Origin of the sequence: Paraniabella aurantiaca (genome assembly GCF_050309965.1) — a bacterium.
GTDB lineage: Bacteria > Bacteroidota > Bacteroidia > Chitinophagales > Chitinophagaceae > Niabella.
The window spans coordinates 2031338-2048434 of sequence record NZ_JBLOSY010000001.1 but is presented as its reverse complement, the minus strand read 5'-3'; the positions used below and the strand labels follow the sequence as shown (position 1 = coordinate 2048434).

Below are 17097 nucleotides of genomic sequence, written 5' to 3'. Positions count from 1 at the left end.
CAGAATGTTTCAAATCTTTTCCTCGCGCCTTTGCCCTGGCGGTTTAAATAATATCCGGTTGTCGCAGTAAATAAGTCCCAGGATCAATGGAATACTTGTCAACTAAACAGCATGCCCTAGTTAGTCTGCTTATTACCGTTATTATTATTTTCCCTTCTTCTTTGAGGATTTTGTTGCTGGGGCTTATTGCCGGCATTACGTTGCGGCTGCTGGTTTTGGGGTCTGTTATTACCCCTGTTTTGACCTTGTTTTTGTTGTTGTCCAACTGCCTGGTTGGCCGCTACGGCCTGGTTACCTTGCGATGGACCAGTTCTGCGTTGCTGCTTACGTTTTTTATCCGCTCTTTCCAGGCTACGTAATGAAATTTGTCCAACCACATCTACGAATGCAGGTTCCACTTCTTTGGGTTTGGTGGATACTACTTCAACAGCCTCCAGCTCTTCAGGTACAATGTTCTGGCGGTTTAAAGATTTGATCTTTCTAACCCTTTCTATAGTTAACGGATATTGCTTATTGCTGTCGGGTAACGAATACCACATCAGGTTTTTAAAAATATCCTTTTTGATCAGGTAAGCTCTTCCTTTTGCTACTTCCAACTGGTCGCAGTCATTCGGAAAGCCTTGTAAAGCATCAAGGTAAGTATCCAGCTCATAGTTCAGGCAGCATTTTAAACGCCCGCACTGGCCGCTTAATTTTGTTTGATTAATGGAAAGATTCTGATAACGCGCTATTGATGTATTCACCGATTTGAATTCTGTAAGCCATGTTGCACAACACAATTCACGACCACAGCTTCCGATACCTCCTACCTTTCCTGCTTCCTGCCGGGCACCTATCTGCCGCATTTCTACTTTTACCTTAAACTCAGTAGCATACACTTTAATCAGTTCTCTAAAGTCTACACGCCCGTCTGCTATATAATAAAAGGTAGCTTTTCTGCCATCCGCCTGCATTTCTACCTGGCTTATTTTCATATCCAGTTTTAGCTGGCGCGCTATCGCCCGGCTCCTGATCACCGCTTCAGGCTCCCTCTGTTTATTAATACCTCTCTGTTCAAGGTCTCTCTCCGTAGCTGTTCTCAACACTTTTTTCATGTCGGGATTGCCTTCCTTCACCCCATATTTCTTCATTTGCAGGCGAACAATTTCACCCGTCAACGATATCTCACCTACATCTACTCCACTCACTCCTTCCACTGTAACCAGGTCGCCTTTTTCAAAAAAATGAACCGTCGTATTCCTGAAAAAATCCTTTCTGGTTCCTTTATTAAAACTCACCTCCACCACGTTGCAATGACTGTCCATATCTGCAATTGGCAGATTACGCAACCAGTCGTACGTATTCATACGATTGCAGCCACCTGTACTACAGCCCCCGTTGCTCTTGCAACCACCCGGCTTGCTGCCATTAGCAGTACCACAACTTGTACAACCCATTGTTTGTAAAATTATAATAAACGGAAAAGTGCAGGCAGAAATATGGCGTACAACAAAATACATCCAGGAAACAAGCCCTGTGTATTTAAAAATAAAAAACTGTAAATCAGTTTATTATAAAAATCTTACCTAAAAGTAAGATAAAATGCACCCACGTTTCTTCTCCCTCTACACCATTCGCTTTCCTCTAAAAAAAATTATTTAACTCCTCAAACCCTACTACCTCAATCATTCAAAAGTACAACATTGTCCTGAATGATATGATATATTTTAATGGTGAGCGCCATGAACAGCATCTTACCATTAGCATTTCTTTCAATATAATAAGCGGCATGATCCAGCTCCTCTATGATGGCCTGCTGCTGCTCGATACTCGTGATCCTGTTCAGCCGCAGTGCAAAATCGCGCTCTTTGTCCGGATACTGCTGAGCCAGGTCCGGCATCACCTGCAACCTTAAAGCCAGCTGCAACAGGTGATTAAAATACCGTAAAAATTGTTTCTGTCCTTCGCGGCCTACCTGCCCGATTTCATCTACCCATTTCGACTGTGCTACCGGTCCGGTTTTCATAATACTGTTGAGCCAGTCACGCAATAAATTCTGCCAATCTTCATCAGAGTGCTGCATAATTTGCAGGGCCTCCCTGTAATTGCCTTCACTGATCGCAGCTACACGTGCCGCTGTAATTTCATCTGCCTTATTACGACTCACCAGGGCTTCTTTTATTTCTGCATCTCCGGGCAAGGGTACTTTTATAAGCTGGCAACGACTTAGGATCGTTTGTAAAATCTGTCCTTCGTTTTCAGCTATCAGTAAAAACACAGTCTTTTCAGGAGGCTCTTCAATCAGTTTCAGCAGTTTATTACCCTCATTACCCAGGTACTCGGGTAGCCACATGACCAATACCTTGTAACCGCCCTCGAAACTTTTTAGGTTCAGCTTCCTGATAATATCATTGCACTCGTTGGCGGTGATATTTCCCTGCTTATTTTCGGCACCTATAAATTGCAGCCAGTCATATACATTTCCATAGGGATAGGTTTTAACGAACTCGCGCCATTCGGTAATATAGTCGGCACTTATGGGTGGGGTTCCGGCTTTTTTGGTCACAACCGGGTAGCTGAAATGAATATCAGGGTGTGCCAATTCCGAGGCCCTCTGGCAGGACGGACAAACACCGCAGGCATCAGTCAGTGCTTCCGGCTGAGCAGCAGGCAGGTCATCACCAAACAGCGACGGCCCCGGGTCTTTAGGCACGCCGTTAGCCTTTTCGCAAACAATATATTGTGCAAACGCCAGCGCCAAAGGCAAACCTCCCGCTCCTTCTTTTCCTAACAGCAGCATCGCATGAGCCAGGCGATTTTCCCTCATCAATTCGGGCAACTCATTCTTCAGGTGCTCCTGTCCGATAACATCTTTAAACTGCATGAGTGCAAATGTAAAGAATGAAAAGCCAGGTCTCTCTTTCAATTTTTATAGTGCCACAACAAAAGAGCCCCATTTATCTATTGGAGCGTCATGACCGAGCACCTTCATCTCCCCGGCCAATGGCCCACAATCTCCTTTAATAACCTCGGCCGAAAAATTAATCTCCTTCGTCCCTGCTTTCAGTTTGTAACCATTCGCTCCCAGATCAAAGCCTAATACACTAATCGTCCGCATAGTATCACCATTACTTACATAAACATAGAGTGATTTACCTGCACTATTTACTGCGCTTATTTCCGAAGCCAACAAAATGCCGGTAGCCAGCATGTCCTTATTGGTTTGGGCATCCATTAATCTGAACTTCATAGACGGTGGAGGCGGCGCACATAAGGGTTGGTTGGTTTTATTGCAGGACACAAGAATTAAAACGAGGAATAGGAGGGTATTTCGCATACTTATTAGTTTACATTATTGGACGCCTACTTGCTGAAATTCGCAACACCAAAACAGAAGCTACCCCTATCCGGCGGACAGGCCTCACAAATTTGTTAGGGCCTGTTCTGATGCCGGTAAACAAAAAAAGAGGTTATTTGTAATAAGAAAGCAAGTAGCATTATGAAGATCGAACAAATTTATACCGGCTGTTTGGCGCAGGGCGCTTATTATATTGTTTCCGGAAATGAGGCAGCTATTATTGACCCTTTACGGGAAGTAGCACCTTATATCAGTCGCGCTAAAAAGGATGGCGTAACCATCAAGTACATTTTTGAAACGCATTTTCATGCTGATTTTGTGAGCGGGCATGTAGACCTGGCCGCTAAAACCGGAGCTCAAATCGTTTTTGGTCCTACTGATGCTGCTATTGGCTATGATGCGTTGATTGCTGAAGACGGACAAATATTTGAGATTGGTACTATTAAAATAAAGCTGATACATACACCAGGACACACACTGGAAAGCAGCTGCTATTTATTACTGGATGAAAATGGTACAGAAAAAGCCCTTTTTACCGGCGATACCTTGTTTATTGGAGATGTAGGCAGGCCAGACCTTGCACAAAAAGTATCAGCTGATTTGACCAAGGAAAAGCTGGCGGGGATGCTTTTCGAATCGCTTCGCAATAAAATAGCACCTTTGCCAGACGATGTGATTGTTTATCCCGCCCACGGAGCCGGCAGTGCCTGCGGTAAAAATATGAGTAAAGAAACCAGCGATACCCTGGGACGCCAAAAGAAAACGAACTACGCCCTGAATATGGCCTTAAGCCAAAAAGATTTTGTGGAACAGGTTACCGATGGCCTGACACCCCCGCCTCAATATTTCCCGCAAAATGTGCAAATGAATATTGAGGGGTACGATAATATTACTGAAGTGATCGAGCGGGGCACCCAGGCGCTTGCTCCAGACGCTTTTGAAGAAGCAGCGAACCATACAGGTGCCGTGGTTTTAGACACCCGGAAAGCTGATGATTTTTCGAAAGCATTTGTACCCAATTCTATCAATATAGGCATTGACGGCAGTTTTGCGGTTTGGGTAGGCACATTAATACCCGATGTAAAGCAGGAATTGTTGATCGTTGCCGATGAAGGACGTGAGGAAGAGGTAGTAACCCGCCTGGCCCGTGTAGGCTATGACTACAGTATCGGTTATTTAAAGGGAGGGATTGAAGCATGGAAAGCAGCAGGTAAACAGCTGGACCATATAGAAAATATTTCAGCCGCAGCACTCTCGGCTATGAAGGACGCTAATATTATTGATGTAAGAAAAGAAACCGAATTTGAGCAGGAGCATATTCAAAACGCTCAGAACGTACCATTAGATTATATTAATGATCATCTTTCGGCAATCAACCGGGATAAAACCCAGTACATTCACTGTGCAGCAGGCTACCGCTCAATGGCTTTTGCCTCTATTTTAAAGGCGCGTGGCTTTGATAACGTGGTAAATGTAACCGGCGGCTTTAACTCAATAAAAGAAAGTGCTCAGTTTGACATAGTGAAAGGTGATATTAGTGAACCGGCGCATTAAGACTGCTTGCGCTCCAGGTAGTCCATCATGTGTTCCAACTCAATGATGGGCTTCCCGTCTACATCTTTATTATACCAGTAGATCCATGCAATCACTTCATCTCCGGCTTCGGTAGTAACAGCTACCAGTTCCCTTTTGTAGTAAATATCCTCACCATCATCCGGGTAGAGACCCTCATAGTCATCCAGTTGTGCCAGTATGAAAGACAACTCCTTAGGATTACGGATTTCGTATAACTCTCCTCTGATAATATGCCCCGTATCATTCGAGGTGCCTACCGGGAAAGTTCCCATGTCATAGATGGTTCCTTTTACAGAAGCGTTTCCCCTTAACTTAAAGTATTTAGAAATGTATTCGTATGCCGGACTTTTAAATCCGCTGAGGAGCGAGCCGTAAACAAAAAGAAAATGACTATGTGTTTGCATAAAGTTTCGTTTGAAATGAACTGCTGTACCGGATCAATTTTTATCATCTATCAAAAAAACATATACTTCTTTCGGCCCATGTACTCCAACAACCAGGGTTTTTTCAATATCAGCAGTACGACTCGGGCCCGTTGCAAAAGTAATCAGCGAGGGTAGTGATGCGCCGTACTTTTCCTTAACCCCTTCGAGGGCTTCTTTTACATCATACACCAATTGGCTCGTATAAGCAATACAAATATGTACCGGGGCATACACGCTGGTATTGCGGCCACTTTGTTCAGCAGCGCTCATTACAATACTGCCGGTTCTTGCTACCAGGTATTCGCAACCGGTAACAGCTACATCACAACCTGCCAGGCTGCTAAAATCATTTAAAAAGTTGAGTCCGCCCCTTAAAATACCAGTGATATTATTGTCAATACAATAAATAGCTTTCCATCCTTTTTCTGTAGCAAGCTGGTTAAATTGCTGCACCAGTTCTTTTTCGTCGAAACAGAAAGCAAATTTGCCTTGTAACGCTGTAAAGCGTTCTGCAAATTCCACTTCAATATCCTGCTCTAGTGGCGTAAATACAGACGACTGTCCTTCACTTTTTGGAAATGGGATAGGCGTTGGTTGTGCCAACGCCTCTCTTATTTTTTTTAAAATATTTCCCCTGGCAGACTGCACTTTATTCCTGGTTGGGTGAAGCCGTGTTTGTGTTATTGTAAGGAGGTAATGCGCTCACATCTGCGTCTCCACTGGTAGTGGGTAATACTACGTCTGCCAGTGCTTTTTTCTCTTCAAAAGGACGCTTTCCGATCAATCGCTCCAGGTCATCTTTAAATAACACTTCTTTTTCCAGCAATGCTTCTGCAATAATGCGCACTTCTTCTTTCTTTTCTTCAATCAGGGCTTTAGACCTTGCATAAGCAGTATCAGACAACTTTTTCACTTCCTGGTCGATCAGCTTACCCGTTTCCTCACTATATGGTTTCTGGAAACTGCCCTCGCTCTGAGGATCGTAGAACGAAATATTACCAATTTGCTCATTCATACCATAAATACTAACCATTGCATAGGCTGTACGCGTTACCTGCTGTAAATCGCTTAATGCTCCTGTTGAAATTTTCCCAAAGAACACCTGCTCAGCTGCACGGCCTCCTAAAGTCATACACATGTCGTCTTCCAGCTCTTCTGTAAGCGTCAGGTATTTCTCTTTAGGCAGGTATTGTGCGAAACCTAAAGCAGCAGTACCGCGCGGTACAATGGTTACTTTTAAAAGCGGATGTGCATGTTCTAAAAACCAGCCGGTTACCGCATGGCCAGCTTCGTGATAAGCAATTACCCGCTTTTCGTCTGGTAAAATAATTTTATTTTTCTTTTCCAAACCTCCAATGATACGATCGATGGCATCATTAAAGTCCTGCATCTCTACTTCAGTCTTCCCGTTTCTGGCGGCAATTAAGGCCGCTTCGTTACAAACATTCGCAATATCGGCACCCGCAAAGCCGGGTGTTTGAGCTGCTAATTTATGTATATCCAGATTTTGTGAAGTTTTGATCTCTTTCAAATGCACTTTAAATATCGCTTCACGTCCTGCCAAATCCGGCTTATCAATAGATATCTGCCTGTCGAACCTGCCCGGCCTTAATAAAGCGGAGTCCAGTACGTCTGGCCTGTTGGTAGCTGCTAACACAATAATACCCGAATCGGTGCCAAAGCCATCCATTTCTACCAGCATCTGGTTCAGGGTACTCTCGCGCTCATCGTTGCTCATCATGGCATTTTTGCCACGGGCACGACCGATAGCATCAATCTCATCTATAAAAATTACACAAGGCGCTTTTTCACGGGCCTGCTTAAACAGATCGCGTACACGGCTGGCACCCACACCCACAAACATCTCCACGAAATCGGAGCCACTGAGGCTGAAGAAAGGAACCTGCGCTTCACCCGCCATAGCCTTGGCCAGCAAGGTTTTACCGGTACCCGGAGGACCTACCAGTAAGGCACCCTTAGGAATTTTACCTCCAAGACTGGTGTATTTTTTGGGATTGCGGAGGAAATCCACAATTTCCATTACCTCTACTTTCGCCTCATCTAATCCTGCCACATCTGCAAACGTTATATTTACCTTGGTTCCTTTATCAAATAAAGTGGCTTTTGATTTACCAATGCTAAATATGCCACCCGGACCGCCAGCGCCGCCTGCACCGCCACTCATTTTGCGCATCAGCAATATCCAAACGCCCAGTAACAATACAAATGGTAGCAGATACCCTATTGCTTTACCTAAAAAGTCGTTGTCACTTTTAGTTTCTGATATAGGTTTTGCTACTCCCGGATGAGCTTTGAAGAAATCATCCATCTGGTCGATAAATTTATCACCGCTGGTAACCTCAAAATAAAACTGGGGATTTTCATCACCGGCCTTCACCATTGTTTTTTCGGCATTGGGATAAGTAGCCAAAGAATCTGGCTTGATCCATACGCGCACAATGTCTTTATTATTTACGATCGAATATCTGGCAACATGTCCTTTCAACACCATATTTTCGAATTGGGTGATGTTGATCTCCTGCCTCGATGATCCCAGGGGATTCAGGAACTGGAAGGCCAGCATAATCGCCAGTATAATGATGAAAGCCCAATAGCTACCGAATTTCGGTCCCTTTTTCGGCTCTCCCGGTGTGTTATTGTTATTATTATTTGAAAACGGGTTTCTCTTTTCCTGCTTCGCCATTTTTTCTGTTTGATGTATAAGGTAAAAACCTTGTAAATTGTTTATTAAGACTTTAAATAATTATTGATGCTCTTCCACCACAGCATCGCTCCACATTTCTTCGAGATTATAAAATTTACGGGTTTCGGGCTGCATAATATGTATCACCACATCCACGAAATCTACCAGTACCCATTGCATACTTTGAAACCCTTCTTTATGGAAGACGTTCTCGCCGCAATTTTCCTTTACGCGCTCCTCTATATTATCAGCAATAGCTTTTACCTGCGGTTGGCTGGTAGCCTCGCATACGATAAAAAAATCAGCTACAGCTTCCGGAATTTTCCTTAAATCCAGTGAAACGATATTCTCTCCCTTCTTTTCCTGTATGGCGGCAATGATGGATTTGAATAATTTAGAATTTTTTGTAAGCTTTCCAGATAAATTTCTGCGTTTTGTTAGCGAAGCCAATGGTTCCAATAGAAGATGCGATTTTAATTATAAGAAGACATTTAGTACCGAAAAGTGAAACATTAGATGTGACGGCTATTTCCGGCTCATCACTTTATTTTATCCGTGTTTCAGGATTCCTTATTTAATTTGCTCAAAAATAGCGAATATTGGCACAACAATCAGCAGATAATTGCCCTTTTCCGCCTGTAATCGAACTTTTATCCATCGATAGCACCAATAATTATGCCCTAAGCCTGTTAAAGCAGGCTGACCTGACGGAGCGTCAGGAAACCCTGCAGCATGGATCGGCGGTTTTTGCGCATGAGCAGTATGCAGGTAAAGGTCAGCGGGGCAAAACCTGGCAGTCGCACAAAGGCGAAAACGTTCATTTGAGCGTGGTACTAAATCCTGAAAAAATAGGTTTACATCAGCAATTTTCACTGGTTGCATGTGTGGCATTAGCCGTAAGAACTGTTTTTGAACGATATGCAAAAAGCGATATAGCTATTAAATGGCCCAATGATATTTATTTCAGTAACCGCAAAGCATGTGGTATTTTAATTGAAAATATAATCAGCGGCAGAGACTGGAAATGGGCAGTGGCAGGTATTGGAATGAATATTAACCAGGTTGATTTCTCTGAGGTGACAGATCGACAACCTGTATCGCTGAGGCAGATCACCGGAAAAAGCTTTGATTGCCTCCCGATAGCCTGCGAGTTGAGGGACGAAGTATTGCAGCGATACGATCAGGCAGATATGACCCAACTGATGACTGAATACAACCGTTTCCTGTATAAAAAAGACGAAACAGTATTTTTTGAAAAGGAAGGCAACAGATTTGCGGGTGTAGTAAAAGGAGTGTTACCTGATGGCAAGCTCCAGGTTCAGGTTGATACTGTGATGCTATCGTTTGACTTTGGAGAAGTACAGTGGCTGATACATTAAATACATTTAAATTTACATTCCAAACATGAGCTTATGAAAAGGCCGGCCATCGCTGCTTTATTACTTACTTCGGGTCTCACTTTAAACGCACAAAAATATAAAGTCAATATACAAGCGGGCGTTAACACAACGTTTATCTCCAAATTTGACAATACCAATGTGTACGCAGAGAACTTTTCAATACCAGGGTATTATCAACTTAATACAGCCGGCCAAATAAGAAGTATGTCTGCGCGCGAGACCCGTATTCAAAAACGGCCGGGATTTTTTGCAGATATTGCGGTAGAAAAAATGCTTCAAAACAATTGGAGCCTCAGCCTGTCGCTTGGGGTAAATCAGGTTTATTACACTTACAACGGATTTATTGGCATTCCTGAATATTCAGGCGCACCAGGTGCAGGAGACCAGGTTAGGCTTATTGATTTAAAAAGTATTGAACCTGATTATGGTGATACAAAAATGTTATATCTCACATCCCGCGCATTTAACGTTTCAAAAAAGTGGAGCAGGTTTACCGTAACAGCAGGCCCACAGCTTAATTATCTATTGAGTAAAAAATACACGAATACTATACTGCTCGATACAGACCCATCGAAAGAGGGATATGAAGATGGCATTTTTGAGGCCAGGGGTGACGCGAACAAATTACTGATCGGTGCAACGCTTTCAGCAAAATATCATATAACGCACCGCCTGTACCTAGTGGCAGGTGGACAAAAATGGTTCAGTTCACTTTACGAAAAACAAAACACATCAGACGATGTTCATCGGAAAAGCCGGCCGATCCAGGCAGAGCTGGGTATTGGCTATAATATCACCGGGTTTTAGTTAAGAAGACGCTGTAGTAGCAGCGGTTGTTGCTGCAATAGCCGCCGCCGACGCCGCTATAGCTGCAGCATTTGCCTGGTCCTGCGCTGCGGCACCGGTATTGGCATTTGCAATGCTGATAAAGCTATATCCCCAACCTTTCAATTCATTTTTCCAGCGGAAAGAGCCATCCTTTGCGCTCAGGCAAAGCAATATGCCTGATACACCGATATAAAGCTTATCGTCTTCTAGAAAGATTTGCCCAACTGCATAGCTCATTGAGGTTTTAATGTGCTCCTTCAACTTCACCTCCCATGCTATTTCACCTGTTTTCTTATCAATAGCAGCTACCCTGCCATTGCTCAAAATAAACAACTTGTTATCTGTTCTCATATTTTCTAAAGTTATGCAATTGGCAATTAAAGGCCTTATTTAGAGAGCTTTTTCAGTAGCAGCTCTGGTTCGTTTGTGGTAATAAAATCGATACCCTGTGCCAGGAAATCATCCATTATCTTTTCATCATTTACTGTCCATGCGTTTGTTTTTACCCCCAAAGTTTTGGCATTTTTGATCCAGTTTTTATCTTTCTGAAAAACGCTATAGTGATAGTCCGCATCAAGCTTATCTGCTTTCAACTTTTCGGCAGATGCATCCCCATTTAAATATTGAACGGGCGCGCGGGGCTCCAGCTCCCGTACTTTCTTACATACGTCGTAATCAAACGCAATGTAAACCGTTTGTGCCTGTCCTTTGAACCTCCGAACCAGTTCCACTACTTTGGTTGCCAGGCGTAGCGATCGATCCTTGCTAACTTTCGATGTTTTTATTTCAGCCACCATTATGGTTTTCTTTTGTCCGTACCCCTCCTTTAAATAAGCTTCAAGCGTAGGAATTTTTTCTCCGTTCGGTAAGGTTTTGGACAATAACTGCTGGTAGGTATTGGTTTCTATTTCCATGCCCAGAAACTTATCATCATGATTTACCACCAACACTTCGTCGCTGGTCATGTGTATATCGAACTCGGTACCACCACAACCCATAGCTATGGCCGCTTTCAGCGAGGCAATAGAATTCTCGGGAGCACCGGTATTCTTGAAAGCACCGCGGTGCGCAATAACTTTATTCATAAAGGGAATTGATGTGGTTACTGCGGCCTTCTGTGTAGAACAACCGCTAACAAAAACCGCCACCAGGAGGGACAGGAGTATATGCTTCATACAGCGAAATTATATTTTGAAAAGATCGAACCAGTCAGCAAGATAATTCTTTATAATTTGATAATGCACTTTTTGGTACTGATTGGCTAGTCATGGATACTGTTACTTGAAATGATGAATCGACCTTCAATAGTTTCATCATTTTCTGCGGCCCTTGCCTCGCATTCAAGCCCGCACTTATAGTACCCTACTTTCAAGGTTTGCCAGAGATAGACAGCAATAAAGCGAAGAAAGCCCAGACGCTTGTATTGTTCGATATGCTTTAATTCATGACGCAGCCATCTTTGGTTATTAAGGAAGGTCCCTTTTGTAACGCCATATAAATGAATACGGCTTCCCAAAACGATCGCCACGTTTTTGCTGCGCAACTTTCGGGCAGCCAGCTTTGCTATAAATGAGTTTTCTTTTATGGTGAATGATTGCACTGGCATAAAACTAAGAAAAATTTACGTCTGTATGGTCAGACCGGGACGGTAAGACATACAAAAACGGCCTCCGAATGGAGGCCGCTTCTTCTAATTTCCCTTCTTATCTATTAAGCTTCTTTTACTATTTCGATATTCGCGATCAGTTTAACATCTTCGCTTACTGCGATACCGCCTGCTTCTGTAACAGCGTTCCAGGTAAGACCAAACTCTTTACGATTGATTTTACCGGTAACTTCAAAACCACCTACGGTTTGTCCATACATACTCAGGCCAACGCCACCGTGCTCTACATTAAAAGTAACCGATTTGGTAACTCCTTTTAAAGTCAGATCACCCGTAAGCTTGTAATCATCGCCATCTTTTTCGATTGCTGTAGAAACGAATGTCAGTTTAGGGTAGGTTTCTGCTTCAAAAAAATCAGCACCTTTTAAGTGTGCATCTCTTTGTTCAACACCGGTATCAATACTGTCCACATCTGCGCTAAACGTAATTTTAGCATCAGAAAAATCATCTTTCTCTGCTACCACTGTTCCCTCAAAATTTTTGAATTTCCCCGAAACCGTTGAAATTACCAGGTGTTTTACTTTGAAACCTACTTCTGAGTGCATTGCATCTATTGTCCAAGTTGCCATAAAATTTATTTTTTGTGATTTAGAACACAAAGCTACATTTCATTGTTGCAACAGCAATTAATGTAGGTTAAGAAAATCCCGCAATCTGATAAAACAACGTTAAAGCTAGCCCAGGGCATTGTTTAAATAATTATTGAGTGGCAGCAGGATCTCAAAAGCTCCGGTAACTTTTGTCAGCAGGGCTTTGCTGGTCAGGTCCGCATCAGCAATATTTGTAAGTGCCACAAAACTTTTATGTTTCAGGTATTCGGCAGCGGGATTATCGGTCTCGTATCCTTTGGGTACACGCGATAGCACCTGCCCCTCTTCTACCGACAGGCTGCCATAGGTTGTTTTAAATTTCTTGGATAGAATGATCTTTTCAAAATCGGCAAGGTTATAATCTATTTCCTGTCTTACTTTGGCCAGCATATCCGCCGGTGGTTGCCACATACCGCCTCCGGTGAAACTGGCTCCTGGCTCCAGGTGAAAATAATAACCGGGAGTCATCGATTTTTTTCCTTCGCTGTTAATAAAGGCCCCGAAGTTGGTTTTATACGGCGTTTTATCTTTCGAAAAACGGATGTCCCTGTTAATGCGAAACATACAGTCTTTCGCGGCCAGGTGTGAAATTGATGGATCTGTTTTCGAAAACTTTTGAATTACCGTATCAATAAACGCAGCAAAGTCCTGGCGAGCCTTTTCATAATTTTTGCGGTTGTCATCGAACCAGGATTTATTATTATTAAGCTTTAAGTCTTTTAAAAACTGCAGGGTAGATGATTGTAACATAGTCGAATTGTTTCGGCTAAATTAATCAGAATAGCAGAAAACAGCTACCTCACTCCTACCCTTTTATTTTTTGAAACACATAGATACCGTATCCGGCTATGGTAAATAACAGGAAATAAAGGGTTGAATAAATGATAAGAGTATCTGTTGCAAGATCTCCATCCCTTGAATAAAGCATACTGTAGCTATAGGGACTGAAATAAATGTATCGCCATTTTAAAGCCGTAAGCGTCATTACAATGCCGGCCAGCCCTAGCCCCAGGGGTGCAATAAAGTTTTTTATGCGAAAGCTGATTATGTATTGAAGCGTGATAATAGGAATACAGGACAGTAAGTAATATCCGTTTACCTTTAAAAAATGGGACCATGGTATGGCCTGATCGGGGAATCGATGATCGTAAACCAGGCAGGGTATTACTGCAGAAAGAATGATACCTATATTGAAATACAGGAAGAACTTAAATGTCATCAGCAGCAGCACAGATAACTTAGCCGCGTAAATAGTACTATACTTTTGGGGTGTCACGTTGAGCTGCTTCCAGGTATTATTTCTAAACTCCACCTGTGCTATCAGGCTGGCGGCAAGCATTACACCCATCGGGAGCAGGAAGAAAGACATACTCATCCAAAGCTGTTTAAAGTACACCTGCCATATATCCGGATTCGTTTCTCCATTAATACTTTTGCCCGTTCTGAAAAAATTAATGCAATAAATCAGCGGGATCAGGAAACCGCCAATAATACATAACCAGGATGCGGCACTGTTTTTTGTTTTTAGCCACTCGCTTTGTATTGCATTTAAAAATGTTGCCATTTTAACCGGTTATAGTTTGCATAAATATGGTTTCCAAATCATCCGCCTCAATAGCAACTTCGTACACATCAATATTTTCCAAAACAAGATCGCGTGTTAGTTGTGCCGTTATTTCTTTTTGCTGAAAAGGAATTTTAACCGACTCCTTATTTTTTTCAAATGGGATACCTTTCCCGGAAAAGATACCGGCTACTTTTTCTGTATTATTAGTCCTGTAAATAACGGAAGAAGTCCTGGTCTTTTTTGCCCTGAGCTCGTTCATCGTTCCTTCAAACAGCATTGCACCCTGGTGTATCAGCCCTATATGAGTAGCCATTTTATCTATCTCAGAAAGTAAATGACTAGATACTAAAATAGTTGTTCCCTGATCCCGGTTCAATTGCTGCAACATTTCACGTACTTCAATAATACCGTTCGGGTCAAGACCATTAGTGGGTTCATCGAGTATGAGCAACGATGGATTATTAAGCAATGCTATAGCAATAGCCAGCCGTTGCTTCATCCCCAGTGAAAACTGTCCCGCCTTTTTATTACGGGTATCCCCAAGACCGGTAATATTCAACACTTCTGAAATTCTCGACCGGGAAACCTTGTATACATTTTGAAAGACCTTTAAGTTATCTGTTGCTGAAAGATGCGTATAAACAGAGGGAGACTCAATTAAACTACCTACTTTACGAAGAATACCAATCCGGTTTTGACTAAAATCCTCTCCCAGTATTTTTACGGTTCCTTGTTGCTTACGGATCAAACCAAGTATAAGTTTTAGCGTGGTAGTTTTTCCGGCACCATTAGGACCTAAAAAACCATAAATGGATCCTTCAGGCACTTGTAAAGTCACGTTATTGAGCACGGCTTGCCCGTTCCCGAACCGGTATACCAGGTTAGAAGCTTCGATAGAAAACATAGATTGTGATTACCTGGTTTTAGCAGATTAAGGATAGGTCATTAATTGTGTCGATCCCTTCTTTATTTTAAAAATTTACTGAACCTGTAGGGCGCATTAAAAAATGATGCTTCAGATATATGCCCGCTTAACGTATCAATAGCAACCGCTTCCGAAAAATTAACAGTAGACTTTCCGTTTAAGTTAAGCTTTAGGTTTTTTATATTTACCTGGTCTGCTATCTTGATAGATGCATTATTGGCGTTAATGGTTATATCTGAGAAAAGCGTCTGCAGTTTTATGAATTTCTTTAGCGACTGGTCGTCCATTCTTCCCCATTGATCTGCACTAAGCCTCTCCACATTTAATATTGCTCCGTTAGATAGTTGAAAGCTCATAGCACCCAGCGCTACGGCACTAGTATCGATGTTCACAATAACAGTAGCACCATTTGCTATAACAGGAACCGCATGGGGAATAGTTATATCTATTTCAACGCCATTAAAATAGTTTGAAGAATTAATTTTGTCGAATGCTTTAAGATCATAATTGACTACAATTGTATCGCCCGCCCAACTGATCCTGCAGCTATCAATCCTACCCTCTTCAGGATGATTCTCATTATAGTTATTGATTGAATACCCAAACTTTTCCCCATATATAATATTGGTTCTTAAACCAATATCATTGCTTGCAGGAACATTCCCGTTAAGCTTAATAGCAGTAAAGGCTTTCACCTCTTTAGGTTCAGATACTTCATAACCTGTATTGCTTCTCACAACATAGTGGTTGTTCTTTACAGCAGCTTTAAAACCCATCATTAGTATTAATGGGAGTGAAAAAAGCAGTAATACAAGGCCTATTAATAATTTATTACTCGTCTTCATCGTAATCATTTAATGTACTATGAGTACTGTTTTTTAAATTTTTCGTATTTCTGTTTCAGATCATCGGGATCAATCCCCAACAGGTACATATTCCTGAAGAGCGACGGCAATTCTTTTTCCAGAAATTCCTGCTTGCGATACGCTGCAGCTGTTTTAGCTCCCTCAGCCGTAATAAAGTATCCTATACCTCTTTTGTCCTGGATAATCTCTTGCTGTTTCAGGAAATCATAAGAACGCGCAACCGTATTGGGATTCACTTCCAGCTGCATTGCCAACTCCCTCACACTCGGGATCTTGGCATCCGGAGGCCATTCTTTCAACAGTATTTTTTCGCACACATAATCTGCTATTTGCAGGTAAATAGCCTGTGCATTATTATCAAATTGCATAAATATTTATTTCAATAGGGATGAATTAGATTTGTTTTTCTTTCAGCTTAACCCAGGTAATCAACCACATAAACGGTGCTATCAAAAATTGAAGGAAGAACTGGATACTTTCTTTGATAACCGGCGATAGGGTATATTCTTTATACGTCTCTTCACCCCGGACGTAAGGATCTCTTAATGAAAAAAGATTCCAGTTATAATTTGCTAACGCGCTGTTGGCGATCTTTGAAACATAGTAAATAAATAAAAACAGGAAAGTCGCAATAATCACAATGGTAATAATAAATGAGAATCGCTTAAAAGCAACAGAGCCTAATAAGAATGCTGCCTGCACTGCAAAAAAGGCGCTGATAAAGTAGGGCAAAACCGCGTTAATTCCATTCTTATTATTCCAGTTCAAACGCTTATAAGTATACTTCACATGATCCTTGTCAATCAATGCCTGGATATAGGACTCAACACCTGTTTTTAATAGTAAAAAACAAACCAGGTATACAACGGAGAATACCAAAAAATTAAAAAACCAGGTAGCCAGGAATTTTTCAAGGTGACTGGCTGGGAAACTGATCCAGTAGATGCCTTTATCCTTACTTCCTAACATGTTAAAAGCAGTACTCGCGAAAATTGCCCCCGTTATGAAAAGGCCAAATAGACCTATAATATATGCCGACTCTTCATTATAATTAGAGCCACCGTTCACAGCCCAAAAACCAAATACAATACCCAACAATCCCATCAAAGCCAACACAGACATAAGGTACATACGACGGTTTTCGCCCCACTGCTTTCCAATCAATTGAATGATTCTTTTAAAACTGAAATTTGCACTCATACAGATATTAAGGT

20 protein-coding genes are annotated in these 17097 nt (G+C 42.1%); 3 read left to right on the top strand and 17 right to left on the bottom strand.

Annotated features, from left to right (window positions below):
- Positions 1 to 116 precede the first annotated feature (116 nt).
- The 3 genes from ACLOAU_RS08890 to ACLOAU_RS08880 all read right to left on the bottom strand — a co-directional run bounded on the left by ACLOAU_RS08890 (position 117) and on the right by ACLOAU_RS08880 (position 3316).
- Entirely contained in the window at positions 117 to 1436 is a 1320-nt protein-coding gene (locus tag ACLOAU_RS08890; protein ID WP_427861513.1) for a PSP1 domain-containing protein, read from the bottom strand.
- Positions 1437 to 1660: 224 nt separating this feature from the next.
- Positions 1661 to 2905 carry a DNA polymerase III subunit gene (locus ACLOAU_RS08885; RefSeq protein ID WP_427861512.1) on the bottom strand — a complete coding sequence of 415 codons (1245 nt, stop codon included), beginning with the start codon at positions 2903 to 2905 and terminating at the stop codon, positions 1661 to 1663.
- A gap of 3 nt (positions 2906 to 2908) precedes the next feature.
- Positions 2909 to 3316: a hypothetical protein gene (locus ACLOAU_RS08880; protein ID WP_427861511.1), complete on the bottom strand. Its 408-nt coding sequence runs from the start codon at positions 3314 to 3316 to the stop codon at positions 2909 to 2911.
- A gap of 162 nt (positions 3317 to 3478) precedes the next feature.
- Between ACLOAU_RS08880 and ACLOAU_RS08875 the strand changes: the two genes are divergently transcribed.
- The gene (locus ACLOAU_RS08875; RefSeq protein ID WP_427861510.1) at positions 3479 to 4891 is read left to right on the top strand and encodes an MBL fold metallo-hydrolase; all 1413 of its coding nucleotides are present in this window, start codon (positions 3479 to 3481) and stop codon (positions 4889 to 4891) included.
- On the opposite strand, the gene ACLOAU_RS08870 is transcribed toward ACLOAU_RS08875, so the two are convergent.
- The 4 genes from ACLOAU_RS08870 to rsfS are packed head-to-tail and all read right to left on the bottom strand — an operon-like array spanning position 4888 to position 8500.
- Positions 4888 to 5316: a gamma-glutamylcyclotransferase family protein gene (locus ACLOAU_RS08870; RefSeq protein ID WP_427861509.1), complete on the bottom strand. Its 429-nt coding sequence runs from the start codon at positions 5314 to 5316 to the stop codon at positions 4888 to 4890. The genes ACLOAU_RS08875 and ACLOAU_RS08870 overlap by 4 nt on opposite strands.
- Positions 5317 to 5349: 33 nt before the next feature.
- Complete coding sequence (locus tag ACLOAU_RS08865) at positions 5350 to 5985, bottom strand: LutC/YkgG family protein (RefSeq protein WP_427861508.1); 636 nt, start codon at positions 5983 to 5985, stop codon at positions 5350 to 5352.
- 1 nt (position 5986) lies between these two features.
- Positions 5987 to 8041: an ATP-dependent zinc metalloprotease FtsH gene (gene ftsH, locus ACLOAU_RS08860; RefSeq protein WP_427861507.1), complete on the bottom strand. Its 2055-nt coding sequence runs from the start codon at positions 8039 to 8041 to the stop codon at positions 5987 to 5989.
- Between the two features lie 60 nt (positions 8042 to 8101).
- Positions 8102 to 8500 (bottom strand): ribosome silencing factor, encoded by a 399-nt coding sequence (gene rsfS, locus ACLOAU_RS08855; RefSeq protein ID WP_427861506.1) that lies wholly within the window; start codon positions 8498 to 8500, stop codon positions 8102 to 8104.
- A 140-nt stretch (positions 8501 to 8640) separates the two neighbouring features.
- On the opposite strand from rsfS, the gene ACLOAU_RS08850 reads away from it, so the two are divergent.
- On the top strand, positions 8641 to 9420 hold the full coding sequence (locus tag ACLOAU_RS08850; RefSeq protein WP_427861505.1) for a biotin--[acetyl-CoA-carboxylase] ligase: 780 nt from the start codon (positions 8641 to 8643) through the stop codon (positions 9418 to 9420).
- A 33-nt stretch (positions 9421 to 9453) separates the two neighbouring features.
- Entirely contained in the window at positions 9454 to 10248 is a 795-nt protein-coding gene (locus ACLOAU_RS08845; RefSeq protein ID WP_427861504.1) for a hypothetical protein, read from the top strand.
- On the opposite strand, the gene ACLOAU_RS08840 is transcribed toward ACLOAU_RS08845, so the two are convergent.
- From ACLOAU_RS08840 to ACLOAU_RS08795, 10 genes are all read right to left on the bottom strand, one after another.
- Entirely contained in the window at positions 10249 to 10620 is a 372-nt protein-coding gene (locus tag ACLOAU_RS08840) for an outer membrane protein assembly factor BamB family protein (RefSeq protein ID WP_427861503.1), read from the bottom strand.
- Positions 10621 to 10655: 35 nt separating this feature from the next.
- Positions 10656 to 11444 (bottom strand): glycerophosphodiester phosphodiesterase, encoded by a 789-nt coding sequence (locus tag ACLOAU_RS08835; protein ID WP_427861502.1) that lies wholly within the window; start codon positions 11442 to 11444, stop codon positions 10656 to 10658.
- A gap of 86 nt (positions 11445 to 11530) precedes the next feature.
- The gene (locus tag ACLOAU_RS08830) at positions 11531 to 11875 is read right to left on the bottom strand and encodes a DUF4157 domain-containing protein (RefSeq protein ID WP_427861501.1); all 345 of its coding nucleotides are present in this window, start codon (positions 11873 to 11875) and stop codon (positions 11531 to 11533) included.
- A gap of 104 nt (positions 11876 to 11979) precedes the next feature.
- The gene (locus tag ACLOAU_RS08825; RefSeq protein WP_427861500.1) at positions 11980 to 12504 is read right to left on the bottom strand and encodes a YceI family protein; all 525 of its coding nucleotides are present in this window, start codon (positions 12502 to 12504) and stop codon (positions 11980 to 11982) included.
- A 105-nt stretch (positions 12505 to 12609) separates the two neighbouring features.
- The gene (locus tag ACLOAU_RS08820; protein ID WP_427861499.1) at positions 12610 to 13275 is read right to left on the bottom strand and encodes a DUF2461 domain-containing protein; all 666 of its coding nucleotides are present in this window, start codon (positions 13273 to 13275) and stop codon (positions 12610 to 12612) included.
- Positions 13276 to 13330: 55 nt separating this feature from the next.
- On the bottom strand, positions 13331 to 14089 hold the full coding sequence (locus tag ACLOAU_RS08815; RefSeq protein ID WP_427861498.1) for an ABC transporter permease: 759 nt from the start codon (positions 14087 to 14089) through the stop codon (positions 13331 to 13333).
- A gap of 1 nt (position 14090) precedes the next feature.
- On the bottom strand, positions 14091 to 14996 hold the full coding sequence (locus ACLOAU_RS08810; RefSeq protein WP_427861497.1) for an ABC transporter ATP-binding protein: 906 nt from the start codon (positions 14994 to 14996) through the stop codon (positions 14091 to 14093).
- Positions 14997 to 15058: 62 nt separating this feature from the next.
- On the bottom strand, positions 15059 to 15862 hold the full coding sequence (locus tag ACLOAU_RS08805) for a hypothetical protein (protein ID WP_427861496.1): 804 nt from the start codon (positions 15860 to 15862) through the stop codon (positions 15059 to 15061).
- A gap of 17 nt (positions 15863 to 15879) precedes the next feature.
- Positions 15880 to 16251 (bottom strand): GntR family transcriptional regulator, encoded by a 372-nt coding sequence (locus tag ACLOAU_RS08800; protein ID WP_427861495.1) that lies wholly within the window; start codon positions 16249 to 16251, stop codon positions 15880 to 15882.
- 25 nt (positions 16252 to 16276) lie between these two features.
- A complete protein-coding gene (locus ACLOAU_RS08795) occupies positions 16277 to 17083 on the bottom strand; it encodes a hypothetical protein (protein WP_427861494.1) in 807 nt (268 codons plus the stop codon).
- Between the last annotated feature and the right edge of the window lie 14 nt (positions 17084 to 17097).